Origin of the sequence: Limibacillus halophilus, from assembly GCF_014191775.1 — a bacterium.
Lineage (GTDB): Bacteria > Pseudomonadota > Alphaproteobacteria > Kiloniellales > CECT-8803 > Limibacillus > Limibacillus halophilus.
Genome location: NZ_JACHXA010000003.1, coordinates 232,544 through 258,953, shown reverse-complemented (window position 1 = coordinate 258,953; position 26,410 = coordinate 232,544). Strand labels below are relative to the sequence as shown.

Genomic DNA, 26,410 nt, shown 5'->3' with positions numbered 1-26,410 from the left:
ATCCCCAAAGTTCTTGCGGTCTTACCGTACTTGGCGGCGGAAAAAATCTAACCTAACGTAGCATCATGGATACGCATCGGCCAAACAGCTTTCTGGACGGGATGGGAGGGCGTCTTATGGCGTTGGCCGTTCTTGCCGGGGCCTTGGCCAGCCTCGCGGTCATTCATTGGGAAGACCTGTTTCCGCCGGATGAGGTTCATCGCGCAGCAGACGATCCTGTCGCCATTTGTCTGGCGGCGCGCGCCAGCGATATAGACAAGATGGTGGAAGAAGGCGTCGTTACCGAAACCCAGGCGGCCACTTTCAAACAACGGGCCGAAGCTCTGTGTCAGGCGCAAGTCGGCGGTGGCAATGGCCCGCCGCCTCTTACTAACTAGCGCGCGACAACCTTGCCGAGACCGCCGGTCGCCGGATCGCAATGACACCCTGACCACTTTCTGCCACAGCCCGCGCGTTGATAGCCGCCAACGGCTCCACGATCACCGCCATGCCCGAAGCCGTTGCGTTTACGACCTCTGTTGCATTCAGGGCAATCGCGACATGGCCTTTCCAGTAGATCAAGTCGCCGCGCTCAGGTGCCGACGTAACGACAAGTTGTTCACCCAGCAGATCGCTTTTGGCTTGCATATCGCTATCGCGCGGGCAGGGGAGCCCGGCGCGCTGCAATGCAATCTGGACAAGTCCGGAGCAATCCAGACCAAGGCTCGAACGTCCGCCCCACACATAGGGGGCTCCTAAAAACTTGAGCGCCGTGGCCACATAGTCCGGTTCGGTCTGGTCGAAGGCGGTCAGATGCGGTGCATAGACCCAGCCATCGCGTGTTTGCCCGTAATTGCCTTGCTGTTCTTCCACGCAGACCGCGGATTCCATGTGTAGATGGGCGCGAATGGCCGTCTTGAGGCCAGGGCCGGCAAACAGGGGGGTGCGAAGCGCTGCGACCCGATGAGTGGGATCCCAAAGCCGATCGCTCAACAGCTTGCTTTCAACGTAACCCACATAGCCGTCGCGCTGCCCTTGAATCCAAGCCCATCCAGCTTTTTCCTCGAAGACCAAAACGCGATCGCCGTAAAGCAGTTCGGCTTCCTGTTCGGAATCGCCGTTGGCCGCTTTGCGGACCGCGGCTTGCGGTGCGTCGAGCTGGGCAGGTTTTCCGGTCACGAACTTCGGAGCCGCGACCTTGCCCTCCAGACGTGCATCGGCCAAATCCGGCCGGAACGCGTGCAAGCGCCTGTCGAGAGGCTCGGCGATCGTCGAATCCGGCATCAGGTATCCTCTTCGTCCGCAATGCCAAGAGCGCGGTTGCGCAGGTCCTCGTCAGTGGTCCGTATGCGCGGTCTGACACCGCTGGCGAGTGGTTGCGCCGCATCGAATTGTACCACGACCCGACAGTCCTCGCACATCATGATCCGTTCGACCGCCGGACCGCCCATGAACATGGGATGTTTGTCTGCGAGTTGGTCGGCAATCCGCTCGACGGACTGTGCGACACCAAACGGCTTGCCGCAGCGCAGGCAATGGAAGGGTTCGGCTTCGTTCAAAACGCGGGTGTTTTTTGCCTCGGTCGTGAAGTTGAACCTGGGCTCCAGGGCGATAACCTGCTCTGGACAGGTGTTCTTACATAGGCCGCACTGCACACAGGCTTCTTCGTTGAAGGCCAACAATGGACGGTCCGGATCGTCTGAGAGCGCACCGGTCGGACAGGCGCCGACGCAGGCAAGGCAGAGCGTACATCCGCTCGTGTCGACCTGCACGGTGCCGAAGGGGGCGCCTTTGGGTAGCGGCAGGATATCGACAGGTGCGGGGGCCTTCGCATGGAGGTGTGCCAGGGCGAGGCCCGTACGGCTTCTCTTGCCGCCGATCGGCAAGAAGGACCCCGCCGGGGCCTTCTTCATGCGAGGTAGGTCGTTGAGTGCTTCCGCGACCGCATCGGGATCGACCTGGTCCAGCAGGGTCACACGTCCGGCGCCATAGCCAAGACCTTCCATGACGGTTTCCACCAAGCCGATCTGGCTCGCCAGTCCCTCCAGCTCGCCTGACTTTTCCGGGCCGACCAGGATCGCGATCTGCTCAGCGCCGAAGGCCAGCGCACTGGTCAGGAAATCAATTCCGACCTGGGTAATCTCGTTTATCGCCAATGGCAGAACATTGGCGGGTAGGCCGGGGCCGGCGCGGCTCATGAGCGACAGCAGTTCGCCGCCATACCGCTCATCGTGCAGCAGCAGCACGGCGTCTCGTCCCTCGGCTTTATCGTACGCGGTCAGCAAGGCGCGTAGGCGCATGAAGAGACTATCGCCCGCCGGAAGCTGGTAGGTCGCGGCGCCGGTGGGACAGACCGACGCGCACATGCCGCAACCGGCGCAAACATGGCCATCGATCTCGACGATGTCGCCCAGCGACTTGATCGCACCGGCAGGGCAAACATCCAGGCAGCGGGTGCAGCCGGTCTTGCGGCTGCGCCCATGGGCGCAGATTCCTGCGTCGTAGCGCACGTAGCGTGGCTTCTCGAACTCACCGACAGATTCTGAGAGTTCCAGAATGGCCTCAAGGACCGCGCTGGGGTTGTCGGGGTCCGGCCTGTGATAGCCGTCCCGGCGCTCATGCCCGGTAAAGAGCGGTGTGCCACCGGTCAAATCCAGGATCAAATCGCATTCCGTAAAGACGTTCGATTTGGGCGGCCCGTACTGTAACTGCATGCGGCTGGAGGGATCGGCCGCGGCGTAACCGTCCAAGTTAATGGAAAACTTACCCAGGTGCCCGCGCGCTTGGGTGATGCGTCCGCGGAAGATGGGGAAGTGCATTGTACGCGGCGGAATGACTTCTACATCGCCGGTTAACAACACAGTGACGTCCAGCCTGGAGGCCAGCTTGTCCGCCGCTTCCAGCGCCCTCTCGTCATGGCCATAAACGAGACAGATGCCTTCCGACGCGAAAGCGACGCCGGGGGTCGGCTTGGGGTCTACCGCCGCCGCCGCCGCCAGTGCCGCGATCTTGGGTGCAGCCCGCTCTGCCTGAGCGGACCAACCGGCCAGCTCGCGTATATTGAAGTAACTGATTTCACCCTCGAACGCGCGTTCACTCGCGATTTCGTTGAACAGCGGCGCCTCCTGCGTGCAGGCCACCATGACAGGCTTTCCCTTGCCCAATGCCGTCTCGAAATTGGCCACTTGGGCGCGGCAAAGCTGGCTGTTTATTTCAACGTCGCCTGCAATGCCGACGGCTTTGCAAGCCTTGCCAAGCTTGCGCCCATCCAAAGGCATCGTGCCCTCGCAATTGCAGATCAGCAGTTGCTTGCCGTCTATTTCCATGAACTCTAAGGCCTTTCGTTCCCTGCCCGCCGGATTGTGTTCCAGCGTTATTTGGTCATACCAATTGCGAGCATCATAACCAGCCGTATGTGTTCGATACGACCCCAATTTTGCTGCGGGTTAAGACCTTGTGATTTTCTGTGACGCCGCAATCGGTCCGAATCACCGTGCCAAGACGCTTGTCATAGCTAACCGGCATCCGTCGTCGCGAGCAACGCATTACGTTTAGCTAGCCACAGCACCGCCGCGCCAAGCGGCAACCATAGCAGCAGGGAAGCCGCGATAGCACGTGCCGTGAAAGCAGCTGCCAACCCGGCTGGAACCGCCGTTTCAAGATTGTTGGGGTGCGGCGCACCCAACACGTGCGGTAGCACGAGAAGAATGGCGGCGACGGGTGCCAGGACAGGGCGGTGCGTCAAGAACAAGAGCCACAGAGCCGCGGCGCTGCAAACGACGGTCCCGAGCCACCAGACCTGACGGTCGACGAGGTCGGCGGCAGGCATGCCGGGCAACTCAGGCGGCAAGCCGATTGCGGGCGCAAGATGGAAGACAAAGAACCCTGCGCCGCCCCATAGCAATCCACTCGCCATCGGCCGGCCTTGGAGCACGCCTCTTTCGCCGGCAAACATAAGCGCGGCGGTCAAAAGCAGCCCATAGGCGCAAGCGACGATCAGGGTGGTCAGGAAGGTAAGCGCCAGTCGCGCCAAATCGACAGTAGGGTTAGGATTCTGGAGGTTTGCAACCTCGAAGGCCTCCGCCTGGAGAATGAGCGGCTCCACGAAGGCATTCTGGAACAGCGCGGCAAGAATGCTGGCCAGCAGACCCGCAGGAAGCGCGGTCAACAGTATCGGACGAAGCAGCTTCAGTGAGTCCACGTCAGACGTCAGTGGCAGGGGAACGCGAAACTGTGACGCCCGTCATGCGCAGCGTCATGCAGCAAGTCGCCGGAAGCAAAGCCGCCGACTGTCAGGAGACCGAGGCCCAGGATCAACGCCAGCGAAGCGCCGGCGATCCTTTTGGCAGCAAGGGGGGCTCGCGCGGCGGATTGACGTTGGACAGCGGTCGCGCTCTTCATGGTGGACGTGCTCTTGCAATTTTCGCCTAGTTGAATGTCAGGCTGCCACAAAGAAAAACGACGCGCGAGCGTTTCTTTTGACGCAGGCCTGGACCAGTCCCTGATGCCGCAGTGACTTGCAGGGCGTCGCCGGGACGCTCATATTCAGGCCAGCGAATCCGCCCATGATCAGGTAACCAGGAGGCGCCGGCACAATGACGCGCCAGCATACATCAGGTGAAACCCCGCTTGAAAAAGGAGTCCGCAGCCTGCGGCGCGGTCAGGCGAAGGCCACCAGTGCGGCCGAGTTGGGGGAATTTCTGGTGCGGCCGAACCCCGACGATCCGCGCCTGACGGAATCCGTCAGGGGCTTGGACCAAGATGGCCAAGCGATTGAGACACGGGTGGTTATGGAACGGCCCTTGACGCTTTATCTGAACCGCCAGGAGATCGTCACCATGATGACGATCGGCGATCACGTCGATTATCTTGCCGTCGGATATTTGCTGAACCAGAACATGCTGCGCGCGGACGACCGGATTACCGAGATCGATCATGACGAAGATCTGGAGGTTGTCGTCGTCCGCACCGAGCGGGAAACCGATTACGAGGAGAAGCTGCAGAAAAAGGTGCGCACCTCCGGCTGTGCGCAAGGGACGGTTTTCGGCGATCTCATGGAAAAGTTTGAAGACGTGCGGTTGGCAAAAGACGCGCGTTTGCGGACCTCGTGGCTCGCGGCGCTATCGCGCAAGATCAATGGTGCGCCGAGCCTCTATCTCGAAGCGGGCGCGATCCATGGTTGCGTGCTCTGCGAGGAGGAACGGCCGCTGGTCTACATGGAGGATGTCGGCAGACATAACGCAGTGGACAAGATAGCGGGCTATATGTTCATGGAGGGATTGTCTCCCGACGATAAGATTTTCTACACGACCGGCCGCCTGACGTCGGAGATGGTCATAAAGACGGTCCAGATGGGTATTCCAATCCTGGTTTCGCGCTCCGGCTTTACGGCCTGGGGAGTCGATCTAGCCCGCCAGGCAGGCCTGACATTGATCGGTCGTGCAAAAGGTAAGCGCTTCGTCGCTCTGGCAGGGCAAGAGCGGATCATCTTTGACGACGACCCCAAGCAGGATGGCGAGGAAGACCCGCGCCACGCGAGGAAAGGCAGCCGTGAGGCCGATAATGACTGAAATCTCGCCAGGAAGCGGTGAGTCAACGGGCGTTTGCGGTGTTCTTATGGCAGGGGGCCTGTCGCGGCGCATGGGCGGCGGCGACAAATGTCTGCGGTTGTTGGGGAAAAAAACAATCCTGAGCCATATCATCGAGCGGGTTGGGCCACAGGTTGATCGTCTGGTTTTGAATGCCAACGGTGAAGCGGACCGGTTCCAGAATTACGGTTTGCCGGTGGTGGCCGATGTTGTGGAGGGTTTCGCTGGACCGCTTGCCGGCGTTTTGACCGGCATGGAGTGGGCGGCCCGAGCTGCGCCGGACTGTGAGTGGCTGCTGAGTGTTCCCTGTGATGCGCCCTTTTTGCCCCAGGACTTGGCGGCGCGTTTAATGGAGGGCCTGCGTGAAGAGGGCGCCGAAATGGCCTGCGCCGTCAGTGATGGCCGGGATCACCCGGTCGTAGCGCTCTGGCCCTTGCGCCTGCGCGACGATTTGCGGCGCGCCATGCAGGAAGAAGAACTGCGTAAGGTCGATATCTGGACGTCGCGGTACCGATTGGCGCGCGTAACCTTCGAGGCCCAAGCGACACCGGCCGGCAAGCTTGACCCCTTTTTCAATACCAACCGGCCCGAAGACTTAGCCGAGGCTGAACGATTCCTCTGAAACCTTGTCGCCGGCGGTGCGGTGGCGTTAGGCTGTCTGAGTGATGCGACCGCTTTTTCTCGTAATAGTGTGCTTGGCTGCGCTACAGAACGAGGCAGTGGCCTATAGTGGCGACGGCGCGCGTGGACGTGCGCTTGCCGAGCAGCATTGCGCCCGCTGTCATGTCATCGGAGACTTCAACAAATACGGCGGGCTAGGCTCGACACCGTCTTTTCCACGCCTCGTCAAGCTACCTGACTGGCGCGACCGCTTCGAAACCTTTTTCGCTCGTCGTCCGCATCCTGTTTTTGTCCGTATGCCCGGCCTGGAATCGACGAGCCTTTCACCGTCCCATGTCACACCGTTCGATTTTGATCTGGACGATCTAACCGATCTGCTGACCTATGTTGAGAGCCAAGCCGAAGCGGCGAAAAAGAAAACAGATGATTGACAGCAAGAATGCCCTCGGCAAGATGATCTGAATAGATAAAGCCGCGCTTTGCGGCTCGCAAGAAAAGCTGCACTTTCAAACCTAGACAGGGAAACAGTGAACAATGAAAAATTTCAGCAAACGCCCCTGGTCGCGCCGTTCCTTCCTGGCCGGAACGGGTGCTGTGGCCGCCGGTCTGTCGTTCCTTCCGAAGAAAGGCTGGAGCGCTGAAGAGGCAAAGGTCAATTTCTACAACTGGGACACCTACATCGGAGAGACCACAATTTCGGATTTCCAGGATGCTACTGGAATCGAGGTTAACTATGACCTTTTCGCTGACAATGACGAGCTTTTTGCAAAGCTCAAGGGTGGCAATCCGGGTTATGACCTGATCGTTCCAACGAACGACTTTACCGAACGCATGATCCTGGCCGAGATGATCCAGCCGCTGGATCATTCCTTGATTCCGAACTTCGCCAACTTGGACCCGGCCTTCCAGGATTCTGACTTTGATCCGGGCCGCAAATACTCCATGCCCTACATGTGGGGTACGATGGGTATCGGCTATCGCAAGTCCCGCGTGGATGGCGTCCCCGACAGTTGGCAGTACATTTTTGACAGTGACAAGTACGCAGGAACCATTGCATGGCTGTCCGAGCCTGGTTCGATGACCGGCATGGCACTGAAGTATCTGGGCTATTCCTTCAACTCGACCAGTGAGAAGGAATTGAAAGAGGCCGAGGCTTTGATGATCAAGCAGAAGCCGCGGGTCAAAGTGATCGCCGAAGATAACGGGCAAGACCTGTTGCTTTCCGGCGAGGTCGATATTGCGGTCGAGTGGAATGGCGATCTGTTGCAGGTAATGGAGGAAGACGACGATCTCTCCTACGTCGTGCCGAAGGAAGGCTCGTTGCTGTGGCAGGACACCCTTGCCATTCCGGTGGGCGCCCCGCACCCAGAGAATGCCCATAAACTGATCAACTTCCTGCTCGATGCGGAAGCGGGTGCGGCAATCGCGGATTACATCTACTATGCGACGCCCAACAAAGCTGCAAAGGCTTTGATGGGACCGGAGTACACCGAAAATCCAGCGATCTTCCCAAGTGACGAGACGCTCGCGAAATGCGAATCGGCCATCTATCTGGGCGAGGACCGCAAGCGTATCATCGACGAGGCTTGGACGCGCATCAGCGCGGCCTGAACCAGGTTCCACGAAATGGGTCGGGAGCGCGCGTGAGCGTGTTCCCGGCCTCTCCTGGAACCACCGGTCGCCGACTGTTCCACGAGGGGTCAAACAAAGGCATCGGATAGAAAGTAGAACCACATATGGAAAGCTGGCGGCGTCATCCACTGGTCTTCTGGATCATCGGCCTGCCCCCCACCTTTTGGCTGGTGGTGTTCTTTCTCGTTCCGCTGACGCTTATGTGGATAATGAGCGTCTCGACGAAGGTGGGGATCAACGATCTCGATCTTAATTGGACCCTGGACAACTATTCCCGCGCGCTGGGGTGGCTCTACCTTGAAATTCTGCTGAAATCCTTCTGGATGGCGGGAGCCACGACGCTACTCTGCTTTGCTATCGGATTTCCCGTTGCTTTCGCCATCTCCTTTGCGCCGCAACGCTGGAAGGGCTTGTTGCTGTTGCTCATTATCCTGCCCTTCTGGACCAATCTGTTGATCCGTACCTACGCTTTGATCGCCGTGTTGCGGACGCGGGGGTACGTCAACTTTTCCCTGGAATGGCTATGGGAGAAGGCCAACGGCTTCCTGATGTTTGTGGGACTGGGGGAGTATCAATTGCTGGGCCAAAGGTTCGAACCGTTGGAGTTGCTCTACAACAACCAAGCGGTCCTCTTTGGCATGACCTATGTTTTCCTGCCTTTCATGATTCTACCGCTTTACGCGGCGCTGGAACGCATGGACAAATCCTACATTGAGGCGAGCCTCGATCTTGGCGCCGGGCAGTGGCGCACCTTTTTCTCGGTCATTATTCCCCTGAGCAAGGCGGGGATCATCTCCGGCATCATCATCACCTTCATTCCGGCATTGGGCGCTTTCTTGCAGCCGGACCTGTTGGGTGGTCCCGATAGCCAGTTGATCGCCAACGTGATCGAGCGGCAATTCAAAAGCGCCAACGACTGGCCTTTTGGATCGGCGCTTTCCTTTATTTTGATGTACATGACCTTCGGCGCGCTGGCGCTGCGGGCGGTGCTGGCCAAGAACAGCTCTGCGATGGAGGCGGCTTGATGTTCAACAGACGCCCCATCGGACCTTTGGACTACACGCGCCGCTTATGGCTGCGCCTTTCAGTTCTAGCCGTTCTGGTTTTTCTCTACGCCCCAATCGCGACGCTGATCGCCTTTAGCTTCAACGACAGCAAGCGCAACATCGTTTGGCGCGGCTTCACCATGAAGTATTACGAGAAGGCCTTGGAGAACGAGAGCCTGATGATCGCGTTCGGCAACTCTTTGACGATTGCGCTGATCAACACCATCCTGGCGACCATACTCGGCGCCATGGTCGCCGTTTTGCTCTGGCGGTTCCGTTTTCCATTGAAAGCTGGATATGAAGGAGCGATGGCCTTGCCCATCGTGATTCCTGAGATTTGCATGGGCGTTTCGATGATGGCCTTCTTCGGGTGGGTCGGATGGCCGACGGCATGGGGCTGGCCCATGACCTTGTCGCCCATTATCATCGCCCACGTCGCGTTCTCTTTCCCCTTCGTCGCCATGATCGTCCGGGCCCGGCTGTCCAACTTCAATCGGGAACTGGAAGAATCGGCCAAGGACCTGGGAGCCAGCGAATGGCAGGCTATGCGTGATGTCATCGTGCCGTTCATGAAGCCGGGCCTCATTGCCGGGGCCTTGATGGCGTTCACGTTATCCCTCGACGATTTCGTCATTACGTTTTTTACCTCGGGACCCGATACAGTCACCTTCCCGGTGAAGGTCTACTCTATGGTTCGCTTCTCGGTCACACCGGAGGTCAATGCGGCTTCGACGGTGTTGATCGTCATTACGGTTTTGGTCACCGCGATCGCCATGCGCATCCAATCGCGCTTCAAGGGTGATGTCGGTGCGGGTTAACGCGCTTGGGCGCAACAGGCTGGATTCATGATGAACGATAGAAAGCCAATCATTTCGATCGAGAAGGTTAGTAAACGGTTCGGCGCCGTGCGTGCGGTCGATGAAATTTCCTTGGACATCTACGAAGGCGATTTCTTTGCGCTTTTGGGTCCATCGGGCTGCGGAAAGACGACGTTGCTGCGGATGCTGGCAGGGTTTGAAGTTCCGACCAGCGGAGTGATCAAGATTGATGACGCGGATATATCCGCCGTACCACCCAACCGCCGTCCGGTGAACATGGTATTTCAGTCCTATGCCGTGTTTCCGCATATGAGCGTGGCCGACAACGTCGCCTATGGTCTGAAAGTAACCGGCGTTCCGGCATCCGAATACAAGGAGCGGGTGGAGGAAGCTTTAGAACTGGTCAAGCTTGGCGGTTATGGAACACGGATGCCCGATCAACTCTCGGGTGGTCAGCGCCAACGTGTCGCGCTGGCCCGCGCCTTGGTCAAGCGCCCGCGGGTGCTTTTGCTTGATGAGCCTTTGTCCGCGCTGGATGCGAAACTTCGCGAAGCCATGCAGTTGGAACTGGTTCGGCTGCAGGAAACCGTGGGTATTACCTTTGTGATCGTGACGCACGATCAGAGCGAAGCCCTATCGATGGCTAACCGCATCGCCGTGATGAAGGACGGGGTCGTACGGCAGCTTGCAGCGCCCGCCGAGCTCTATGAGTTTCCCAACTGTCGCTTCGTTGCAGACTTTATCGGTAAGACCAATCTTTTCGAAGGCGCTTCCGTTGGCGCGACCACCGGCGGGTTGGAGCTTGACGTTGGTGGCCTTGGCCGCATTACCGTTCCAGCCGACTCCGCTGCTTCTGTGGAAGGACAGGCCTGGATTGCCGTCAGGCCGGAAAAGATACGTTTGACCCGTGATGCGCCGGAAGGCGAGCGAATCAAGATGCAAGGCAAAATCCGTGAAATCGCTTACTACGGCGAAGCCTCGGCGGTTTTCGTCGAAGACGATGAGAACCGGCGGATCATGGTGAATGTGCAAAACGAAGCGCGGTCGACCGAGCCGCATTTCAGGGTTGGCGAGCAGGTCTGGTGTAGCTGGGCGCCACGCGATACGCTCCTGCTGAACGATTAGGCCAATACACTCATGTCCAATTCCGAAGAGGCGGCGCCTGCGCCGTTGACCAAAGCCGTCTTGACCGTATTCCTGCCTTTCTCAGGCGGGTACTTCCTGTCCTACCTTTTCAGGTCTGTGAATGCGATCATCGCCCCGCAGTTAACCGGGGAATTGGGGTTGGGTGCGGCCGATCTTGGTCTGCTCACCGCCGCTTACTTTCTTGCCTTCGCGGCCTTCCAGATTCCCTTGGGTGTTTTGCTGGATCGCTTCGGACCGCGCAAGGTTCACCCTTTGCTGCTGTGTTTCGCTGCCTTGGGCGGCGCGCTCTTTGCCTTCGGGACAAGCCTCACGGAACTGCTTGTCGGTCGCGCACTGATCGGTCTTGGTGTCTCCGGGGCTCTCATGGCGTCCTTCAAGGCGATTACCATGTGGTTTCCCAGGCGCACCTGGCCGCTGACAAATGGCTGCTTCATGGCGGTTGGCGGGCTGGGTGCCATTTCGGCGACCGCGCCGACCGAGTGGCTGTTGGAGGTGACGGATTGGCGTGGGGTCTTCATGGGACTGGCCGGTGGTTGTGTCGTGATCGCGGCCTTGATCTTTTTCGTCTGTCCGGAACGTGAGGTTGCAGGTCGCAACACAACGTTGAAGGAAAGTCTGACAGGCATCGGCCACATCTTCACGGACCGCCTGTTTTGGCGGGTCTGGCCGGTTTCCGTCGCCGTCATTGCCTACAGCATGGCGGTCCAGGGCTTATGGATCGGGCCATATTTGCGTGACGTCGGCGCGTTCGGTCGCGAGATGGTTGCCAACCATCTATTCTGGACGGCCGCCAGCTTGACCGTCGGTTTTATCTTCAGTGGATTGGTCGCCAGCCGCTTGGAAAGACGCGGTATTTCGCTGGCGGTTTCCTTTGGGTTTATCGCGGTTGCCTTTATGATTGCCCAAGGACTAATCGTCTTTCAGATAGTGCCGCAGTCATTGCTTCCCTGGGTTCTATTTGCGCTCACAGGCAACGCGACCGCGATCAACTACGCTTTGTTATCGCGGCATTTCCCTTTGGCCTACGCCGGACGCGCCAATACGGCGATCAACCTGATGATCTTCCTCGGCGCCTTTTCCATCCAATATGCCATAGGCGGCATCATTTCCCTTTGGCCGACGAGCGCCGATGGCGGCTACGCAGCCGAGGGCTATAAGGTCGCCTTTGGTGTGTTCTTGATATTGCAGATCATAACCTTCGCCTGGTTTGTGCTGTCCGCCCGCTGGGCGCCAGCCTCTCGGTCCTGACGGGAGCATTTATGTATGACGGATAAGAACTACGACATTGTTGTTTTAGGCGGCGCGATAATCGGTAGTGCCATCGCTTATTTTCTTGCCCGCGAGTTGGGCGGCGGCCGTTCGATCTGTGTCGTTGAGCGTGATCCGACCTACGCACAAGCCTCGACCAGCCTATCCCTCGCTTCGATCCGCGTGCAGTTCTCCACCCCGCTGAACATCGCAATATCTCGGTTTGGCTACAGCTTCCTGGAAAGTATCGGTGAGGTGCTGGAGGTCGACGGCGACCGGCCCGATGCCGGAATCAAGGCGAATGGATACCTCCTGATGGCGGGTGAATCAGGTCGCGCATTGCTGCAGAAGAATCAGATCATCCAGCAGCAGGCCGGAGCCCAGGTGGCTCTGTTGGAACCGGCGGATATCCAGGCGCGTTATCCCTACATCAACACCGACGAGGTCGCACTGGCGGCGCTTGGACTGGCTGAAGAGGGGTGGTTCGACGCCTACAGCGTCATGCAGGCGCTGCGCCGTAAGGCGAGCTCTTTGGGCGTCACCTACATGAAGGACGAGGCATGCGGTCTGGAGATGTCCGGCGCGCGGGTGACAGCGGTGAATCTTGCCTCAGGTGAACGCCTGGCTGCGGGCATCGTCGTTAACGCGACGGGTCCGCGTGCTGCAAAAACAGCCGCTTGGGCTGGAATCGAGCTTCCTGTCCATCCGCGCAAGCGCAGCGTCTTCGTGTTTGATTGCAAGGAGAGGTTCCCCGATAGCCCGCTGATCATCGATCCATCAGGCGTCTATGTACGGCCGGAAGGCGAGCACTACGTCTGTGGGTGGTCGCCGCCCGAGGAGGACGACCGGGACTGTGAAGACTTCGAGGTTGAATGGAACCTGTTTGAAGAGAAACTATGGCCTATTCTGGCGCAGCGTGTACCGGCCTTTGAGGCTATCAAGGTGACTCGCGCTTGGGCCGGGCATTACGCAATGAACGTTATAGATCACAATGCCATTCTCGGTAGCCATCCGGAGGTTTCCAACTTTTACATGGCGAACGGCTTCTCAGGACACGGTGTACAGCAGTCCCCGGCGGTTGGGCGCGGCTTGGCGGAATTGATCGTCGGTGGATCCTACCGCAGTCTTGATCTCTCGCCATTTGGGTTCGAGCGTTTCGCCCAAGGCCGCTTGATCCGGGAGGAAAATATAATCTAGTGGGGTAGCCGAACTAATGAATAACAAGAGGAAAGGCGCACTTTCGGGGGTTAGGGTGTTGGACTTTTCCACCCTCCTGCCTGGGCCGCTCGCAAGTCTGTTGCTGGCGGAGGCGGGGGCTGAGGTTATCAAAGTTGAGCGCCCCGATTTCGGCGATGAATTGCGTGTTTATCCGCCGCCCTTCGGCGGGTGGGGATTCGCCCTGCTCAATCGGGGCAAGAAAAGCCTGTCGATCAACTTGAAGGACGGTGATGCGAAGTCCGTTCTAGCGCCTTTGATCGAAGAAGCCGACGTGCTGTTGGAGCAATTTCGTCCAGGCGTGATGGCCCGCTTGGGACTCGGCTACGAATCCGCCCGCGAAATCAATCCGGCCTTGGTCTATTGCTCTGTCACCGGCTATGGGCAAAGCGGCCCCAGGGCCGCCGAGGTGGGACACGACCTCAATTATCAGGCTGCTAGCGGCCTTCTTTCCTTGGGCGGAGACAGCGAGGGAAAGCCCACGATCGCGCCGGGGCTGATCGCCGATATCGGTGGCGGAACCCTGCCAGCCGTCGTCAACATTCTGTTGGCGTTGCGACAAGCCGAACAGACAGGTGAGGGCTGCCATCTCGATGTTTCGATGACCGATAACCTCTTGGCTTGGTCGTGGTGGGCACAAGCGGCACGCGCGGGAGGGCTGGAGCCGGAGGCCGCTGGGCGCGGTGTACTGACGGGCGGATCCCCACGATATCAGCTTTACGCGACGTCGGACGGCCGTTATCTCGCGGTTGCAGCGCTCGAAGAGCGCTTTTGGGTCCGGTTTTGCGACCTCATCGGTCTACCCAAGGAGATACGCGAGTTGGAAGCCGGTGACGCGTCTAAAGTCGGCAGGGCAGTCGCGTCGATCATCGCGTCGAGGTGCCTTGCCGATTGGCGTGACGTGCTGGCAGGTGAGGATGTTTGCGTCGCACCGGTCCTCAGTATCCAGGAGGCAATGGACGATCCGGGATTCCATGCCCGTGGCTTGTTCACGCGGCGCTTGAGATGGCAGGGAGTTGAGGTTCCGGCACTCCCGGTTCCTCTGGATGCGGCGGTTCGGACCGACCTTTCTTCGGGCGCTCCCCCGGACCTGGATACGAATGACGACGTTGGGTTTGAGCCGCGCTTGCCCAAGCCCGGTGTTGCTGACAGGATGCCCGCGAAATCTTCGGGCGATTTTAGCTCGGCAAGGACCACTCATGGGCGGGAAGATGACGAAGCAAAGTGACCTCAGGACCGGCGGACAAATACTGGTTGATTGTTTAGTGTCTCAGGGAATCGACACGGCTTTTGGCGTGCCGGGCGAAAGTTATCTCGCCGCCCTCGACGCCATGGCTGATCATCCGGATTTCAATTTCGTCATCTGCCGACAAGAAGGTGGTGCGGCGATGATGGCGGACGCCCACGCACGGTTGACCGGAAAGCCTGGGATTTGTTTTGTGACGCGCGGGCCAGGCGCGACGAACGCGAGTGCCGGCGTTCACATTGCCCAGCAGGATTCGACCCCCATGATCCTTTTCATTGGTCAGGTCGGCCGCGATATGATGGAGCGCGAGGCCTTCCAGGAAATCGACTATCGCCGCATGTTCGGGCCCCTTTGCAAATGGGTGGCGCAGATTGATCAGGCCGAACGAATTCCCGAGTTCGTCTCACGGGCTTTTCATACGGCGCTGCAAGGGCGGCCGGGCCCGGTGGTGCTGGCGCTTCCTGAGGATATGCTGACCGACGCGGTTGAGGCGCTTTCGATCGCACCCGTCACGCCTAGCCTTGCAACTCCCGGTGCCGGCGCCTTGAGTGCGCTTGAAGGCGCGCTCCAAAAGGCCGAGCGCCCATTGATCGTGCTGGGCGGCGGCGGCTGGAACGCAGCGGCCAAAGCGCAGGTGGAAGCCTTTGCCGATCGTTGGCGTCTACCGGTGGCAGTCTCCTTCCGTTGCCAGCATCTTTTTGACAACGCGCAGGACTGTTATGTCGGTCATGTCGGGATCGGAATCGATCTGGGATTGGCGGAAGCGGTCCGAAACACGGATCTGCTGGTCGTCCTGGGTGCGCGCTTGGGTGAGATGACGACCGGCGGATACACCCTTTTGCAGCCGCCACGCCCCAAGCAACCATTGGTCCATGTGCATCCGGGTGCCGAGGAATTGGGAAGGGTTTACCAACCGACACTGGCCATCAACAGCGCTGTGACAACGATGGCAGCAGCGTTGGAAACCATTGATTTGGCGGGCTCAGATTGGGAGCCCTGGCGTGCCTCGCTTCGCACAAGCTACGAGGCCTTCAGCAAGCCAACCGTCATTCCCGGGCCCTTGCAGTTGGCGGAGGTGGTGCGGTTTTTGGATGAAAAGCTGCCCCCCGACGCGATTCACTGTAACGGCGCGGGCAATTATTCGACTTGGGTTCACCGCTTTCACAGCTATCGGACCTTTGGCGGGCAGCTCGCTCCCACCAGCGGTTCCATGGGTTTTGGCACACCGGCGGCGGTCGCGGCGAAAATAGCGCGACCCGACGCGGCTGTTGTTGCCTGGGCAGGGGACGGATGTTTCCTGATGAACGGCCAGGAACTGGCGACGGCGGTTCAATACGGCCTCAAAATTTTGGTGATAGTCGTCAACAACGGCCAGTACGGAACGATCCGTATGCATCAGGAGCGGGAGTATCCCGGCCGCGTTGTCGGTACGCAGTTGGCCAACCCTGATTTCGCGGCGTTGGCTCGGGCCTATGGCGCGTCGGGTGAGATCGTTGAAACGACGGAGGCCTTCCCGGCTGCTTTCGAGCGTGCCATGGCGGCGCCGGGTCCGGCGTTGATCGAGTTGCGCCTTGATCCAGAGGCGATAACGCCGACGACGACGCTTTCAGCCATCAGAAAGAAGAGCCAAGAAGAAGGACGCTAGAGCCGGCGGCGGTCGGCCTTGTGGCTCCAGTCGAGAATCTTGACCGCAGGATAAATCCAAACCAAGCCGCTGGTGCCGTAGTAAAGAAGCTGCCAGCCCCAGCCGGCCAGGCCAAGGAGATCGGCTAAACTGACAACAGCCACGCTATAGCCGGTCAGGAAGACAAGAAGTAAGAAATAGCCAAGCGCCTTACGGGCGGACATGTTGCACTCCCTCGGTTACAGCCTGTCTAACGTGGCTACGCTTCCAGGCCAAGCCCTGGATTGAAGGGCGGTTATCGGAAGGCCGCCCCCGGCGCTCTACAATCGCCGGGCATTGTTCTAGGATAGGGCCTCACTAGGCATAGACTTAATTGAAATGAGGATAGCGGTCGGTGGCCGGAACAACGGAACCCTTCTGGAAGACAAAGAGCCTAACGGAAATGAGCCGTAGCGAGTGGGAATCCCTTTGCGACGGTTGTGCGCAATGCTGCCTGATCAAGCTTGAGGGCGATGATGGCGAGGGAATTTTTCAAACAGATGTGGCCTGCAGGCTACTTGATCTCGAAAGCTGCCGCTGCACACGTTATCAGGAGCGCAGCCGATTGGTTCCCAATTGCGTTACGCTGCACCCGGGCAACGTGAGTCAACTTCCCTGGATGCCGAAAACCTGTGCTTACAGACTGCTCTCCGAAGGAAAGGAGCTGTTCGACTGGCATCCGCTTATCTCCGGGGATCCAGAGAGTGTGCACGCTGCCGGCGCCTCCGTCCGCGATGCTGTGATATCCGAAACAGAGGTGGCCGCCGACGAGTTGGAAGACCACATCATCTACAAGGTAGAGGTTGAAGAGGTATGAGCAAAATTGGCTTGATGGGGTTGCTGTTCTCGTTGGTTCTCGCGGGTTGCACGTCCAGCACGTCGCCGACCAATCCTGCGAAGGCAGTCCGGGATCCCGATACCAAGCGCTTTGCCGCAGACATTCAGGCCCTTTGCTACGGTCGTTCGGTGAGTGACCCGTCAGAGATTGCAGAGGATGTAGGCAGATCCTGTCCAAAAGGCTCGCAGAGTTTCGAAATCCTGCATCAGGATTCTTTCTGGAACCGTTGCCCATTATTGCAACCCGTGCGAATCACCTATCGCTGCGGTCCAGTGCAGGAGTAAGCATCCAGCGGGCGAACTGGAGTCTTCAACTTCCACTCGTCGACTGATTGCGTAAACGTGAATGGATTTCTCGCCTGGATACTGGCTAGGCTATCCCTGCTGACTCTTGATCAAGCAAGAGACCGGCATCCGCTGCCTTGGGGGAGGCGGCACTACTGGCGGCCAAGTCGGATTCAGTCCGATAAAAAATAAAAGGCCGGTCGGTTGTGCGCTGAATTAGGATGGTTGGCAGGGGCGTGGTGAACGCGATGAAAGTTCTCGTTATTGATGACGATGAGTTCCTAATGGTTGAACTGGCGGAATTCTTCAAGCGACAGGGCTGCTCGGTCTCGACAGGCCAGAATGGTGTTGAAGCTGTTGAGTTGGTGCGCAGCGAGCAGCCGGATCTATTGATCATGGACGTTCAGATGCCGCGTATGGATGGCTTGGAAGCCGTTGCCGAACTGAAACGCTCTGGTTTGACGGTTCCAATGATCGTCTTGATGTCGGGCGACAGACATGGTCTCGACCGTGCGCGTGGATTCGCAAACGTGGTCGTTCTTGAAAAGCCCCTGCAACTCGATGGCTTGAGGGAATTGATCGGGCGTTAGTTCCACTCCCGCCGGACATCCGCATCGCCTTCCCCTGCGATAAGGCGCGCCTTCATTTCAAGTGTTTGGTGCGGGTCTGCAAGCTGTCGGAAAGCCCAAATTGCCGCGCCGCGCACCAGTGGAGATTCATCCTCCAGCCGGTTTCGAACGCATTCCAACAAAGAAGGTTCACCGCTGTTTCCCACTGCTATCATGACGTTTCGTACGAAGCGATCACGTCCGATCCGCTTAATCGGGCTTCCTGAAAAGAGGGCACGGAAGGCTTTGTCATCGAGGTTGGCCAGTTCCGCCAATCTTGGCGCATTGAGTTCCTCGCGTGCCTTGTAGTGGGGTTCTCGTGCCTCGGAAGCGAATTTGTTCCAAGGGCAGACGGCAAGACAGTCGTCGCACCCATAGATCCGATTCCCTATGGCCTTGCGGAAGCTTTCAGGAATGGGCCCTTTGTTTTCTATGGTCAGGTAGGAGATGCAGCGCCTCGCATCGAGTTGATAGGGTGCAACGAAGGCATTGGTCGGACAAATATCCAGACAGCGACTGCAGCGTCCGCAATGATCGCTTTCCGCCTTGTCTTCGGCGAGGTCGAGGGTGGTGTAGATTTCACCGAGAAAAAGCCAAGAGCCGAATTGCCGAGATACTAGGTTACTGTGCTTGCCCTGCCAGCCCAGCCCGGCCTTGGCAGCTAAGGGTTTTTCCATCACCGGTGCTGTGTCTACAAAGACCTTCAGTTCAGAATCAAAGTTAGAAATAATATATCTTGCCAATTGCTTAAGACGTTTTTTTAAAGTGTCATGGTAATCTTTGTTGCGTGCGTAGACTGAGATATTGCCCCGGTCGCGTAGCGCCAGATTATGCATCGGGTCGTGGTCCGGGCCGTAATTCATGCCCAGAACAATTACACTACGTGCTTTTGACCAGAGTTCCTTTGGGTTGCTCCGTTGGGGCGCCCGTTCGCAGAGCCAGCCCATAGAGCCATGACGGCCGTGCGCGAGGAAATGCTGTAAGCGCTCCGCCGCTTCAGATCCCAGTTCCGCAGGCGCGAAGCCAACTGCGTCGAAACCAATTTCCAACGCCTGGTCGCGGATGGCGCTTTTCGGATCGGGGGGAGGTGTTTTCGCCATATGCTAGCCGCGCCCGCGATATGGGGGCACGCCTTGGTCGGGGATCCAAAGACCTTCCGGCATGGAGCCGGTTTGATAAAAAACGTCGATTGGAATGCCGCCGCGTGGATACCAATAGCCGCCAATACGGAGCCAACGGGGATGCGCCTCTCTCACGATCCGTTTGGCGATGTCGAGCGTTGTGCCCTCATGGAATCCGCCGTGATTGCGAAAGGATCCGAGGTAGAGTTTCAACGACTTGCTTTCGACCAGAAACGGGCCGGGCAGATAGTCGATGACCAGATGCGCGAAATCCGGCTGCCCGGTCACTGGGCAAAGACACGTGAATTCAGGACAGACATAACGTGCCACATAGTCGCTGTCGGGGTGCGGGTTGGGGACACATTCAAGCAGGGCATCCTCGGGCTGTGCCGGGCTTTCCACGGAATGCCCAAGCTGCGTCAACCGGGTGTTCTTAGCGGCGGTCTTAGGGGAGGTCATGGTCGCCTGCTCCTTCAAAGCGGTGCGATATCGCCTTCAGCCTGTGTCCGGGTGAAGGTATCGGCGAAGGCTAGGATTTCTCGGTCTTCTATTGCCTTTCGCAATCCGGCCATCAGGCTCTGATAGTAATGCAGATTGTGCCCGGTTAGCAGGATTGGGCCAAGCATCTCGCCATTACGGAATAGATGGTGGAGGTAGGCTCGAGAGTAATTACCGCAGGTCGGACATGCGCAGTCTTGGTCCAAGGGCCGCGGATCGTCTTGGTGTCGGCTGTTACGGATGTTGAGCGTGCCGCGATGGGTGAAGGCTTGGCCCGTGCGTCCCGAGCGCGTTGGCAATACGCAGTCGAACATATCGACGCCGCGCAGGACGGCAGCAACCAGATCGGACGGCTTACCGACGCCCATCAGGTAGCGGGGGCGATCAAGGGGAAGGAAGGGAACCGTTGCTTCCAATGTGGAGAGCATTAGCTCCTGACCTTCTCCAACGGCCAGCCCGCCGATGGCGTAGCCGTCAAATCCTATCGCGGTCAGGGCTTTTGCAGAAGCCTCGCGCAGTGCGGGATAGACGCTTCCCTGGACGATCCCGAAAAGGCCATAGCCGTCGCGCGCGGTGAAGGCTTCCTTGCAACGGGCGGCCCAACGCATAGAACGCTCCATCGAGCGCTCCGCTTCGTCCTCCTCGACAGGGAACGGGGTACATTCGTCCAGCACCATGGTGATGTTGGAATCGAGCAGGTGCTGAATCTCAACGGCTCGTTCGGGTGTCAGCGCGTGTTTGGTGCCGTCGATGTGGGAACTGAAGGTCACACCCTTCTCATCGATCTTACGCAGGGCCGATAGGGACATGACCTGATAGCCGCCGGAATCGGTCAGGATCGGCCCATGCCAGTTCATGAAGCGATGGAGTCCTCCCAGTCTGGCAATCCTTTCCGCGCTTGGCCGGAGCATCAAATGGTAGGTGTTGCCCAAGACGATCTCGGTGCCGCTGGCGGCCACCTGCTCGACGGTAAGCCCCTTGACGGTAGCCGCGGTTCCAACGGCCATGAATGCGGGAGTCTCCGCGGTTCCATGGGCTGTGGTTAGCTGTCCGCGACGGGCATTTCCATCGACCATGCTCACCTGGAACCCAAGACCGCTCATGCGTCGCCTCCCCGATGCAAGAGGCAGGCATCGCCATAGGAATAGAAGCGATAGTTCTGCGCAATGGCATGACGGTAAGCTTGCTGCATTCTGTCCAAACCGGCAAAGGCCGAAACCAGCATGAACAGCGTGGAGCGAGGCAGATGAAAGTTAGTGATCAGAATATCGACCGCTTGAAACCGAAAGCCGGGCAGGATGAACAGATCGGTATCACCGGAGAAAGCTTCAACCGTGCCGCTGGTCGCCGCTGCTGTCTCCAGAATTCGCAAGGACGTCGTGCCGACCGCCACGATGCGCCGCCCGGCTTCTTTTGCGTTGCTAATCCGCCTTGCCGCGGCGGGGCTTATCTCGCCCCATTCGCTGTGCATGCGGTGCTCATCGACAACCGACGCCTTTACCGGAAGGAAGGTGCCAGCGCCGACATGTAACGTGACGCCGCAACGTTCAATCCCGCGCTCATCAAGTTTGGCCAGGAGGTCTTGCGTGAAATGCAAACCTGCTGTCGGTGCGGCAACAGCACCTTCCCGCTCGGCAAAAATCGTCTGATAGTCATGCCTATCTTGTTCGTCCGCGCCCTGCGGTCTGTCGATATAGGGCGGGAGCGGGGCCTCGCCGTATTGGTTTAAAGCCTGCGAAAGATCTTCCGAGGTCATCGAGAATGCGAGGATGAGTTCTCCGCCCTCGCGCTTTTGAAGGATATCGGCAGTGAAACCTTCTGCGAAGGTAATACGTTCGCCTGGGCGCAGACGCTTCGCAGGGCGCGCAAAAGCCGCCCAGCAAAGCCGCTGGTCATCGACATCATTCTCCGATGGCGAAAGGGGCTTGTGGAGCAGCACCTCAACTTTCGCCTCATTGCGTCGTCCGTAAAGGCGTGCCGGAATAACCTTGGTGTCGTTGAAAACCAAAAGGTCGCCGGGGCGCAGGCATTCGGGTAGATCGGCGATTCGCCGATCGGCCAACCCGGCGTTTGGGCAAACTTCGAGCAGCCTCGCGGATTCTCGAGGTTGGGCCGGCCGCTGAGCAATGAGCTCCCGCGGTAATTCAAAATCGAAGTCTTCTATGTGCATGGGGCGGGTTCCTACCAGCTTCCGCCGGGCTTGCCTAGACCAACCGAAAGGATTGGATTCACCAGGGCTCGCCCTCTCGCGTATCCCAGCGCAAGCCGAGAATGACGCGATCGGAGCGCACGTTGGTCAACTGGTGGAAAGGTCGTTTCGTACTGGCGGCAAATCCAGGCGCGCGCATCAGCAACAGATCGCCCGGTCCGGCTGGAAGGTGCCGGGTGTTCCGGCCCGAGCGATCATCGCAAAGCGCAAAATCGCCTTGACCCGAGAAAACGATAATCGCGACCAATCCTTGATAGCGAATATGGTCCACATGCGGCGTGATGCCGCGTGAATTACGGGGGTAGGCCTGGACGATGAAATCGTTGAAGTGGAACCGCGAATCCAATAACGGGGGGTGCGATTCAAAGGCAGCCGCGAGCAGGGCAGCTTGCAGTTGCGTCGCCAAGGTTCGCAGGGGACTTGTTGCCGCTATATCCATGCAGACAGCGAAATCCTGGTGCACTTCCTTGTCGCCGGAACCCACAACCGGCCGTGCAGGACGATAGGACAGGGCGTCACAGGCCTTCAGATACTGTCCGCAGGCCGCCTGTTCCAGAAGCGGCAGAGACGCACCATCTTCCTGTTGCACGCGCGCCAGTGCTCCGACTAAGGCGCGATGATCGCACAGCAGGTGTTTGGGTAGATCGGTCTGTGGGTCGATAGACTGCATGGGCGACAGAATTATCCGGCACGTTGCTGGGGGCAAGCCCTCTTCGCGACCTTGAAAGGCGAGAGTGAAAGACCGAAGATGCGCCCGGTCGCTGGAAAAGCTCTTCTTGGTACCTGTCCGGCGTCTCGCGCAGCGACGTTGGGGAAATCATGCCGCAAGAAAAAATCGCCATTCTGGGTCTTGGCTATGTCGGCCTACCGGTCGCGTTGGCCTTTGCCAGGCAATACGACGTCGTCGCCTACGACATCAACCCTTCGCGTGTGGCCGCGCTGCGTGCCGGTCGTGACAGTACGGGAGAAGCGGAGCCGGAGGCTCTACGAGCCAGCCGTGCGACGTTCACCAGCGAGATTACCGATCTTCGCGGTTGCAGCGTTTTCATCATCACCGTTCCGACGCCAATTGATGATGCGCGCAATCCTGACCTTTCAGCCGTCGAGGGGGCATGCCGCCTTATTGCCGGAATCGTGCAGCCGGGGAGCATGGTTATCCTCGAATCGACGGTGTATCCCGGTGTGACTGAGGAGATCTGCGGCCCCTTGATCGAAAAGGAAAGCGGTCTGGTGGTCGGCCGCGATTTCAACCTGGGTTACTCGCCCGAAAGGATCAATCCAGGTGATCGCGAGCACCGTCTGGAAACGGTCACCAAAGTGGTTGCGGCCGACCACCCGGCGAGTCTGGAGCGAATTGCCGGGCTCTACGGCAGTATCGTGACAGCCGGCGTGCATCGCGCACCCTCGATCAAGGCGGCGGAACTGGCGAAGGTCATCGAAAACACTCAACGCGACCTCAATATCGCACTGATGAACGAAGTCGCCTTGATCTGCGAGCGTATGGGGTTGGCGACCCGTGACGTCTTGGCGGCTGCGCGCACGAAATGGAATTTTCTACCTTTCACGCCGGGTTTGGTCGGTGGCCACTGCATTGGCGTGGATCCTTACTATTTGACGGCCAAGGCAGAGGCGCTCGGATACCATCCGGAGGTCATCCTGGCTGGCCGTCGGATCAATAGTCGAATGGGGCAAGTGGTGGCAGATAAGCTGCTCGCGTTGTTGGAAGCGGCAGGAATAGAGCGGGTGGGCGCGCGCGTCGGAATCCTTGGATTGACCTTCAAGGAGAATGTTCCCGATCTCAGGAACAGCAGGGTTGCGGACATCGTTGGCGCCCTGCGGGCGCAGGGTTTGTCGTTGCATTTGCATGATGCCCTTGCCGACCCGGCAGAAGCGGCGGTGGCAATGGGCCAGGCCCCGGACAGCCTCTCAACCTTGAAGAATTTGGACGCCTTGGTCCTGGCCGTGCCGCATGAGGCGTACATAACAGAAGGCAGCGCTGGACTTTCGGCCCGGACTCGCCCAGGCGGTGTAATCGTCGATATCCGTGCGGTTCTTGATCGCGCGGCAATTCCCCGGGACCGCTGCTACTGGAGCCTGTGAGCAACGCCGGGTTTTCACTTGCTAAAGGCTGGTATTGCGGGCGGCACTGCGCCACAATCCCAACCCGAGACGGTGATCCTTCAGGCAAGAGCGCCAGGGGGCTTGCGCCGGAAGGAGGGATTGGCATGCGGTATGTTGGCCAAGCCGGGGGGCTTGCCGCGATTCTGGGAATTTTCCTTTTCTTGCAACCTGTCGCTTTGCGCGCGGCGGCCGACTTGGTGTTGTTGGACGAAAGCACACCGCCGTCTGCATACCGGGAGACGCTACTGCTGCAGCATGCAGTGATAGACAAGACCCTGCCGCCCATAGAGCAGCGGGTCCCCATGGAGCCCGCAGTGTTTGATCCCACTGATCCGGCCAAGCTTGGCCGTCAGGGCGGTACTTGGCGTATGCTTGTAGGGCGCGAGAAGGACGTGCGTCTGGCGGTCGTTTATGGCTACGCCCGTCTGGTCGGCTATGACGCGGACTTGCAACTCCGTCCGGATATCCTAAAAGGCGTCGAGGTGGAGAAAGAGCGCATCTTCACCTTCCGTTTGCGCCGCGGCCATCGCTGGTCTGACGGTGCGCCCTTCACCACCGAGGACTTTAGGTATTACTGGGAAGATGTGGCCAACGATCCAGAGTTGTCGCCAGTCGGGCCGCCGCCACAGATGCTGGTCGATGGCAAACCGCCCAAAGTAGAGGTGCTGGACGAGGTAACGATCCGCTATAGCTGGGATAAGCCGAACCCGTTTTTCCTCCCGGCTTTGGCACAGGCCAGCCCGCTGTTCATCTATCGCCCCTATCATTACCTGAAGAAGTACCACATCAAGTACGCGGACCCCGACGAGCTGCAAAAGCATATCGAGGAATCGGGCGCCAGGAATTGGGCCCAACTTCATAACCGAGCGGACAATCTATATCGCTTCGACAATCCCGCGTTACCGACCTTGCAGCCCTGGTACAACAGTACCGAGCCACCCTCAACACGCTTCCTCTTGCGTCGTAACCCTTATTTCCATCGGGTCGACGCCAGGGGGTATCAACTGCCCTATCTGGATGGCATTTCGATGGTGGTGACCAGCGGGGACCTCGTGCCCGTCAAGACCGGCGCGGGAGACATCGATTTGCAAGCACGCGGGCTCCGCTTTGACGATTACACCTTTCTGAAGCAGTCGGAGGAGCGCGGAAATTACGAAGTTCGACTTTGGAAGACTGTTCGCGGTTCCGACTATGCGCTCTATCCCAACCTGAATACCAAGGATGAGGCTTGGCAGCAGGTTTTCCGCGATGCGCGTTACCGACGGGCCCTGTCACTGGCGGTCAATCGCCATGAGTTGAACCAGGTGATTTACTTCGGATTGGGCGATCCTGGAAACCAATCGGCGTTGCCTGGAAGCCCGCTTCATAGCCCAGAGAACCGGCAAGCCTGGGCCGCGTTCGATCTGGACAAGGCGAATGCGTTGCTCGACGAGATGGGGCTGACGGAGCGAAACGGGCATGGCACTCGGCTGTTGCCTGACGGACGGCCGATGGAACTGGTCGTGGAAACCGCTGGCGAGAGTACGCTTGAAAGCGATTTGCTGGAGTTGATCGGCGATAGCTGGGGCCAAATTGGAATCAAGGTTTTTACACGCCCGATGCAGCGCGAAGTGCTGCGCAACCGCATCTTTGCGGGCGAAACCTTGATGACGCTCTGGTACGGCTATGAAAACGCGATGCTGGGCCCGGAGATGAGCCCGGAGGAGTTCGTACCGGTTCACCAGTACAGTTATCATTGGCCTATGTGGGGTCAGTATTTCGAAACGCAGGGTAACTCGGGTGTGCCAGTTGACATGGAAGTCGGCGAACGTTTGATGGCGCTGTATCGCGCCTGGTTAGAGGCCGATACCTTGACGGCTAAGCGTGCAGCCTGGGAGGAAATTCTTCAGATCCATGCGGATCATGTCTTTACCATCGGACTCGTCGCCCGCGTTCCGCAGCCGGTCGTGGTGGGGCACAAGATGCACAATGTACCGGGCGATGCGATCTACAACTGGGACCCAGGGGCTCATTTTGGCATCTACCGAACGGACACCTTCTGGATGGACCGTTGACGGTCGGTTCAATGTCAATTTGCGCCGGACACCATCCGGTCAGGTATCGGTAGACTCCGGTTCGGGTTGTTTCTCTTCTTCGGGTGCTTCTTCCGCCGGCGGTTCAGGATGTATCCGGCGAATGATGATGTCGCCGTTCTCGTTAATCTCCGGCAAGCTGTACTGCGGAATTTCCCGGAACATCAGTTCCAGGGCCTGCATCAGCTTTTCAACAGCATCGCGGGCTAGTTCTTCGGCGCTCTTCCCATCCTCGGACCCGGCGGCAACGGGTTGGCTAAGGAAAGGGGTGGCCTGCGACGTTTGACCAGGATGGGTCATCAAAAGCGCGAGACCGACGGCCACGAGAAGGCTGTGTGTAAAACGTATCATCTGCGTTGGTCATCCTGCCTGCTGTGCAAACTAGTCTATCACATGGGTCGGCGGGCTTGACCTTGCCAGTATCTTCTTGGTCAAGTCTTTAGGCTGCCGCCGCGCG

Annotated in this window: 28 protein-coding genes; 17 read left to right on the top strand and 11 right to left on the bottom strand. The window is 58.7% G+C overall.

The annotated features are described in order from the left end of the window. Positions 1 to 116 precede the first annotated feature (116 nt). Complete coding sequence (locus tag FHR98_RS07050) at positions 117 to 377, top strand: hypothetical protein (RefSeq protein WP_183415946.1); 261 nt, start codon at positions 117 to 119, stop codon at positions 375 to 377. Here FHR98_RS07050 and FHR98_RS07045 read toward each other — a convergent pair. The 4 genes from FHR98_RS07045 to FHR98_RS07030 form a co-directional block, all read right to left on the bottom strand. After that, positions 370 to 1,263, bottom strand: coding sequence for a C40 family peptidase (locus tag FHR98_RS07045; protein ID WP_183415945.1), 894 nt, complete (start codon positions 1,261 to 1,263; stop codon positions 370 to 372). The two genes, FHR98_RS07050 and FHR98_RS07045, sit on opposite strands and share 8 nt — an antisense overlap. After that, positions 1,263 to 3,305 (bottom strand): 4Fe-4S binding protein, encoded by a 2,043-nt coding sequence (locus tag FHR98_RS07040; RefSeq protein WP_183415944.1) that lies wholly within the window; start codon positions 3,303 to 3,305, stop codon positions 1,263 to 1,265. The genes FHR98_RS07045 and FHR98_RS07040 overlap by 1 nt, the downstream gene beginning before the upstream one ends. A 188-nt stretch (positions 3,306 to 3,493) precedes the next feature. Further along, positions 3,494 to 4,180 (bottom strand): CbtA family protein, encoded by a 687-nt coding sequence (locus FHR98_RS07035; protein ID WP_183415943.1) that lies wholly within the window; start codon positions 4,178 to 4,180, stop codon positions 3,494 to 3,496. Positions 4,181 to 4,188: 8 nt separating this feature from the next. Then, the gene (locus tag FHR98_RS07030; RefSeq protein ID WP_183415942.1) at positions 4,189 to 4,380 is read right to left on the bottom strand and encodes a CbtB domain-containing protein; all 192 of its coding nucleotides are present in this window, start codon (positions 4,378 to 4,380) and stop codon (positions 4,189 to 4,191) included. Positions 4,381 to 4,574: 194 nt separating this feature from the next. Here FHR98_RS07030 and fdhD point away from each other — a divergent pair, with 194 nt between their 5' ends. From fdhD to FHR98_RS06975, 11 genes are all read left to right on the top strand, one after another. Beyond that, positions 4,575 to 5,549, top strand: coding sequence for a formate dehydrogenase accessory sulfurtransferase FdhD (gene fdhD, locus FHR98_RS07025; RefSeq protein ID WP_183415941.1), 975 nt, complete (start codon positions 4,575 to 4,577; stop codon positions 5,547 to 5,549). Beyond that, positions 5,542 to 6,189 carry a molybdenum cofactor guanylyltransferase MobA gene (gene mobA / locus FHR98_RS07020; RefSeq protein WP_246377556.1) on the top strand — a complete coding sequence of 216 codons (648 nt, stop codon included), beginning with the start codon at positions 5,542 to 5,544 and terminating at the stop codon, positions 6,187 to 6,189. The genes fdhD and mobA overlap by 8 nt, the downstream gene beginning before the upstream one ends. A 43-nt stretch (positions 6,190 to 6,232) precedes the next feature. Beyond that, on the top strand, positions 6,233 to 6,619 hold the full coding sequence (locus FHR98_RS07015) for a c-type cytochrome (protein ID WP_183415939.1): 387 nt from the start codon (positions 6,233 to 6,235) through the stop codon (positions 6,617 to 6,619). A 103-nt stretch (positions 6,620 to 6,722) separates the two neighbouring features. After that, complete coding sequence (locus FHR98_RS07010; protein ID WP_183415938.1) at positions 6,723 to 7,799, top strand: ABC transporter substrate-binding protein; 1,077 nt, start codon at positions 6,723 to 6,725, stop codon at positions 7,797 to 7,799. A gap of 125 nt (positions 7,800 to 7,924) precedes the next feature. After that, a complete protein-coding gene (locus tag FHR98_RS07005) occupies positions 7,925 to 8,845 on the top strand; it encodes an ABC transporter permease (protein WP_183415937.1) in 921 nt (306 codons plus the stop codon). Beyond that, the gene (locus FHR98_RS07000; protein ID WP_183415936.1) at positions 8,845 to 9,684 is read left to right on the top strand and encodes an ABC transporter permease; all 840 of its coding nucleotides are present in this window, start codon (positions 8,845 to 8,847) and stop codon (positions 9,682 to 9,684) included. The genes FHR98_RS07005 and FHR98_RS07000 overlap by 1 nt, the downstream gene beginning before the upstream one ends. A gap of 27 nt (positions 9,685 to 9,711) precedes the next feature. Continuing rightward, the gene (locus FHR98_RS06995; RefSeq protein ID WP_246377553.1) at positions 9,712 to 10,809 is read left to right on the top strand and encodes an ABC transporter ATP-binding protein; all 1,098 of its coding nucleotides are present in this window, start codon (positions 9,712 to 9,714) and stop codon (positions 10,807 to 10,809) included. A gap of 12 nt (positions 10,810 to 10,821) precedes the next feature. Then, positions 10,822 to 12,078: an MFS transporter gene (locus tag FHR98_RS06990; protein WP_183415935.1), complete on the top strand. Its 1,257-nt coding sequence runs from the start codon at positions 10,822 to 10,824 to the stop codon at positions 12,076 to 12,078. Positions 12,079 to 12,093: 15 nt separating this feature from the next. Then, a complete protein-coding gene (locus FHR98_RS06985; RefSeq protein ID WP_183415934.1) occupies positions 12,094 to 13,275 on the top strand; it encodes an NAD(P)/FAD-dependent oxidoreductase in 1,182 nt (393 codons plus the stop codon). 16 nt (positions 13,276 to 13,291) lie between these two features. Continuing rightward, on the top strand, positions 13,292 to 14,521 hold the full coding sequence (locus FHR98_RS06980) for a CaiB/BaiF CoA transferase family protein (protein ID WP_183415933.1): 1,230 nt from the start codon (positions 13,292 to 13,294) through the stop codon (positions 14,519 to 14,521). Next, positions 14,505 to 16,184: a thiamine pyrophosphate-binding protein gene (locus FHR98_RS06975; protein ID WP_183415932.1), complete on the top strand. Its 1,680-nt coding sequence runs from the start codon at positions 14,505 to 14,507 to the stop codon at positions 16,182 to 16,184. The genes FHR98_RS06980 and FHR98_RS06975 overlap by 17 nt, the downstream gene beginning before the upstream one ends. Here FHR98_RS06975 and FHR98_RS06970 read toward each other — a convergent pair. Next, positions 16,181 to 16,387 (bottom strand): DUF2842 domain-containing protein, encoded by a 207-nt coding sequence (locus FHR98_RS06970; RefSeq protein WP_183415931.1) that lies wholly within the window; start codon positions 16,385 to 16,387, stop codon positions 16,181 to 16,183. The two genes, FHR98_RS06975 and FHR98_RS06970, sit on opposite strands and share 4 nt — an antisense overlap. 170 nt (positions 16,388 to 16,557) lie before the next feature. Between FHR98_RS06970 and FHR98_RS06965 the strand changes: the two genes are divergently transcribed. The 3 genes from FHR98_RS06965 (at position 16,558) to FHR98_RS06955 (ending at position 17,914) form a co-directional block, all read left to right on the top strand. Further along, entirely contained in the window at positions 16,558 to 17,019 is a 462-nt protein-coding gene (locus FHR98_RS06965) for a YcgN family cysteine cluster protein (protein ID WP_183415930.1), read from the top strand. Then, a complete protein-coding gene (locus FHR98_RS06960; RefSeq protein WP_183415929.1) occupies positions 17,016 to 17,324 on the top strand; it encodes a hypothetical protein in 309 nt (102 codons plus the stop codon). Before FHR98_RS06965 ends, FHR98_RS06960 begins: the two co-directional genes overlap by 4 nt. A 248-nt stretch (positions 17,325 to 17,572) precedes the next feature. Further along, a complete protein-coding gene (locus FHR98_RS06955) occupies positions 17,573 to 17,914 on the top strand; it encodes a response regulator (RefSeq protein ID WP_183415928.1) in 342 nt (113 codons plus the stop codon). Here the strand turns inward: FHR98_RS06955 and queG are convergent. Genes queG through FHR98_RS06930 form a run of 5 tightly spaced genes read right to left on the bottom strand, consistent with a single transcriptional unit; the run spans position 17,911 to position 22,430 of the window. Beyond that, a complete protein-coding gene (queG, locus tag FHR98_RS06950) occupies positions 17,911 to 19,032 on the bottom strand; it encodes a tRNA epoxyqueuosine(34) reductase QueG (protein ID WP_183415927.1) in 1,122 nt (373 codons plus the stop codon). The genes FHR98_RS06955 and queG overlap by 4 nt on opposite strands. Before the next feature lie 3 nt (positions 19,033 to 19,035). Next, positions 19,036 to 19,512, bottom strand: coding sequence for a preQ(1) synthase (queF, locus tag FHR98_RS06945; RefSeq protein ID WP_183415926.1), 477 nt, complete (start codon positions 19,510 to 19,512; stop codon positions 19,036 to 19,038). 14 nt (positions 19,513 to 19,526) lie between these two features. Next, entirely contained in the window at positions 19,527 to 20,654 is a 1,128-nt protein-coding gene (tgt, locus tag FHR98_RS06940; RefSeq protein ID WP_183415925.1) for a tRNA guanosine(34) transglycosylase Tgt, read from the bottom strand. Beyond that, positions 20,651 to 21,721 (bottom strand): tRNA preQ1(34) S-adenosylmethionine ribosyltransferase-isomerase QueA, encoded by a 1,071-nt coding sequence (gene queA / locus FHR98_RS06935; RefSeq protein WP_183415924.1) that lies wholly within the window; start codon positions 21,719 to 21,721, stop codon positions 20,651 to 20,653. Before queA ends, tgt begins: the two co-directional genes overlap by 4 nt. A gap of 58 nt (positions 21,722 to 21,779) precedes the next feature. Next, complete coding sequence (locus FHR98_RS06930) at positions 21,780 to 22,430, bottom strand: hypothetical protein (RefSeq protein ID WP_183415923.1); 651 nt, start codon at positions 22,428 to 22,430, stop codon at positions 21,780 to 21,782. Positions 22,431 to 22,579: 149 nt separating this feature from the next. On the opposite strand from FHR98_RS06930, the gene FHR98_RS06925 reads away from it, so the two are divergent. Then, the gene (locus FHR98_RS06925; RefSeq protein WP_183415922.1) at positions 22,580 to 23,860 is read left to right on the top strand and encodes a nucleotide sugar dehydrogenase; all 1,281 of its coding nucleotides are present in this window, start codon (positions 22,580 to 22,582) and stop codon (positions 23,858 to 23,860) included. 125 nt (positions 23,861 to 23,985) lie between these two features. Further along, the gene (locus FHR98_RS06920; RefSeq protein ID WP_183415921.1) at positions 23,986 to 25,935 is read left to right on the top strand and encodes an ABC transporter substrate-binding protein; all 1,950 of its coding nucleotides are present in this window, start codon (positions 23,986 to 23,988) and stop codon (positions 25,933 to 25,935) included. Positions 25,936 to 25,974: 39 nt separating this feature from the next. Here FHR98_RS06920 and FHR98_RS06915 read toward each other — a convergent pair whose 3' ends face one another. Next, positions 25,975 to 26,304 (bottom strand): hypothetical protein, encoded by a 330-nt coding sequence (locus FHR98_RS06915; RefSeq protein ID WP_183415920.1) that lies wholly within the window; start codon positions 26,302 to 26,304, stop codon positions 25,975 to 25,977. Positions 26,305 to 26,410 lie beyond the last annotated feature (106 nt).

Bases quoted from the DNA above. Each gene is read 5' to 3' on its own strand.
- tgt (WP_183415925.1), bottom strand. From the start codon at position 20,654: ATGAGCGGTCTTGGGTTCCAGGTGAGCATGGTCGATGGAAATGCCCGT.
- FHR98_RS07030 (WP_183415942.1), bottom strand. From the start codon at position 4,380: ATGAAGAGCGCGACCGCTGTCCAACGTCAATCCGCCGCGCGAGCCCCC.
- FHR98_RS07010 (WP_183415938.1), top strand. From the start codon at position 6,723: ATGAAAAATTTCAGCAAACGCCCCTGGTCGCGCCGTTCCTTCCTGGCC.
- FHR98_RS06925 (WP_183415922.1), top strand. From the start codon at position 22,580: ATGCCGCAAGAAAAAATCGCCATTCTGGGTCTTGGCTATGTCGGCCTA.
- FHR98_RS07040 (WP_183415944.1), bottom strand. From the start codon at position 3,305: ATGGAAATAGACGGCAAGCAACTGCTGATCTGCAATTGCGAGGGCACG.
- FHR98_RS07015 (WP_183415939.1), top strand. From the start codon at position 6,233: ATGCGACCGCTTTTTCTCGTAATAGTGTGCTTGGCTGCGCTACAGAAC.
- FHR98_RS06990 (WP_183415935.1), top strand. From the start codon at position 10,822: ATGTCCAATTCCGAAGAGGCGGCGCCTGCGCCGTTGACCAAAGCCGTC.
- FHR98_RS06995 (WP_246377553.1), top strand. From the start codon at position 9,712: ATGATGAACGATAGAAAGCCAATCATTTCGATCGAGAAGGTTAGTAAA.
- FHR98_RS06915 (WP_183415920.1), bottom strand. From the start codon at position 26,304: ATGATACGTTTTACACACAGCCTTCTCGTGGCCGTCGGTCTCGCGCTT.
- mobA (WP_246377556.1), top strand. From the start codon at position 5,542: ATGACTGAAATCTCGCCAGGAAGCGGTGAGTCAACGGGCGTTTGCGGT.
- FHR98_RS07050 (WP_183415946.1), top strand. From the start codon at position 117: ATGGCGTTGGCCGTTCTTGCCGGGGCCTTGGCCAGCCTCGCGGTCATT.
- FHR98_RS07005 (WP_183415937.1), top strand. From the start codon at position 7,925: ATGGAAAGCTGGCGGCGTCATCCACTGGTCTTCTGGATCATCGGCCTG.
- FHR98_RS07045 (WP_183415945.1), bottom strand. From the start codon at position 1,263: ATGCCGGATTCGACGATCGCCGAGCCTCTCGACAGGCGCTTGCACGCG.
- FHR98_RS07000 (WP_183415936.1), top strand. From the start codon at position 8,845: ATGTTCAACAGACGCCCCATCGGACCTTTGGACTACACGCGCCGCTTA.
- FHR98_RS06920 (WP_183415921.1), top strand. From the start codon at position 23,986: ATGCGGTATGTTGGCCAAGCCGGGGGGCTTGCCGCGATTCTGGGAATT.
- FHR98_RS06980 (WP_183415933.1), top strand. From the start codon at position 13,292: ATGAATAACAAGAGGAAAGGCGCACTTTCGGGGGTTAGGGTGTTGGAC.
- queA (WP_183415924.1), bottom strand. From the start codon at position 21,721: ATGCACATAGAAGACTTCGATTTTGAATTACCGCGGGAGCTCATTGCT.
- FHR98_RS06975 (WP_183415932.1), top strand. From the start codon at position 14,505: ATGACGAAGCAAAGTGACCTCAGGACCGGCGGACAAATACTGGTTGAT.
- fdhD (WP_183415941.1), top strand. From the start codon at position 4,575: ATGACGCGCCAGCATACATCAGGTGAAACCCCGCTTGAAAAAGGAGTC.
- FHR98_RS06985 (WP_183415934.1), top strand. From the start codon at position 12,094: ATGACGGATAAGAACTACGACATTGTTGTTTTAGGCGGCGCGATAATC.
- queF (WP_183415926.1), bottom strand. From the start codon at position 19,512: ATGACCTCCCCTAAGACCGCCGCTAAGAACACCCGGTTGACGCAGCTT.
- FHR98_RS06960 (WP_183415929.1), top strand. From the start codon at position 17,016: ATGAGCAAAATTGGCTTGATGGGGTTGCTGTTCTCGTTGGTTCTCGCG.
- queG (WP_183415927.1), bottom strand. From the start codon at position 19,032: ATGGCGAAAACACCTCCCCCCGATCCGAAAAGCGCCATCCGCGACCAG.
- FHR98_RS06930 (WP_183415923.1), bottom strand. From the start codon at position 22,430: ATGCAGTCTATCGACCCACAGACCGATCTACCCAAACACCTGCTGTGC.
- FHR98_RS06955 (WP_183415928.1), top strand. From the start codon at position 17,573: ATGAAAGTTCTCGTTATTGATGACGATGAGTTCCTAATGGTTGAACTG.
- FHR98_RS06970 (WP_183415931.1), bottom strand. From the start codon at position 16,387: ATGTCCGCCCGTAAGGCGCTTGGCTATTTCTTACTTCTTGTCTTCCTG.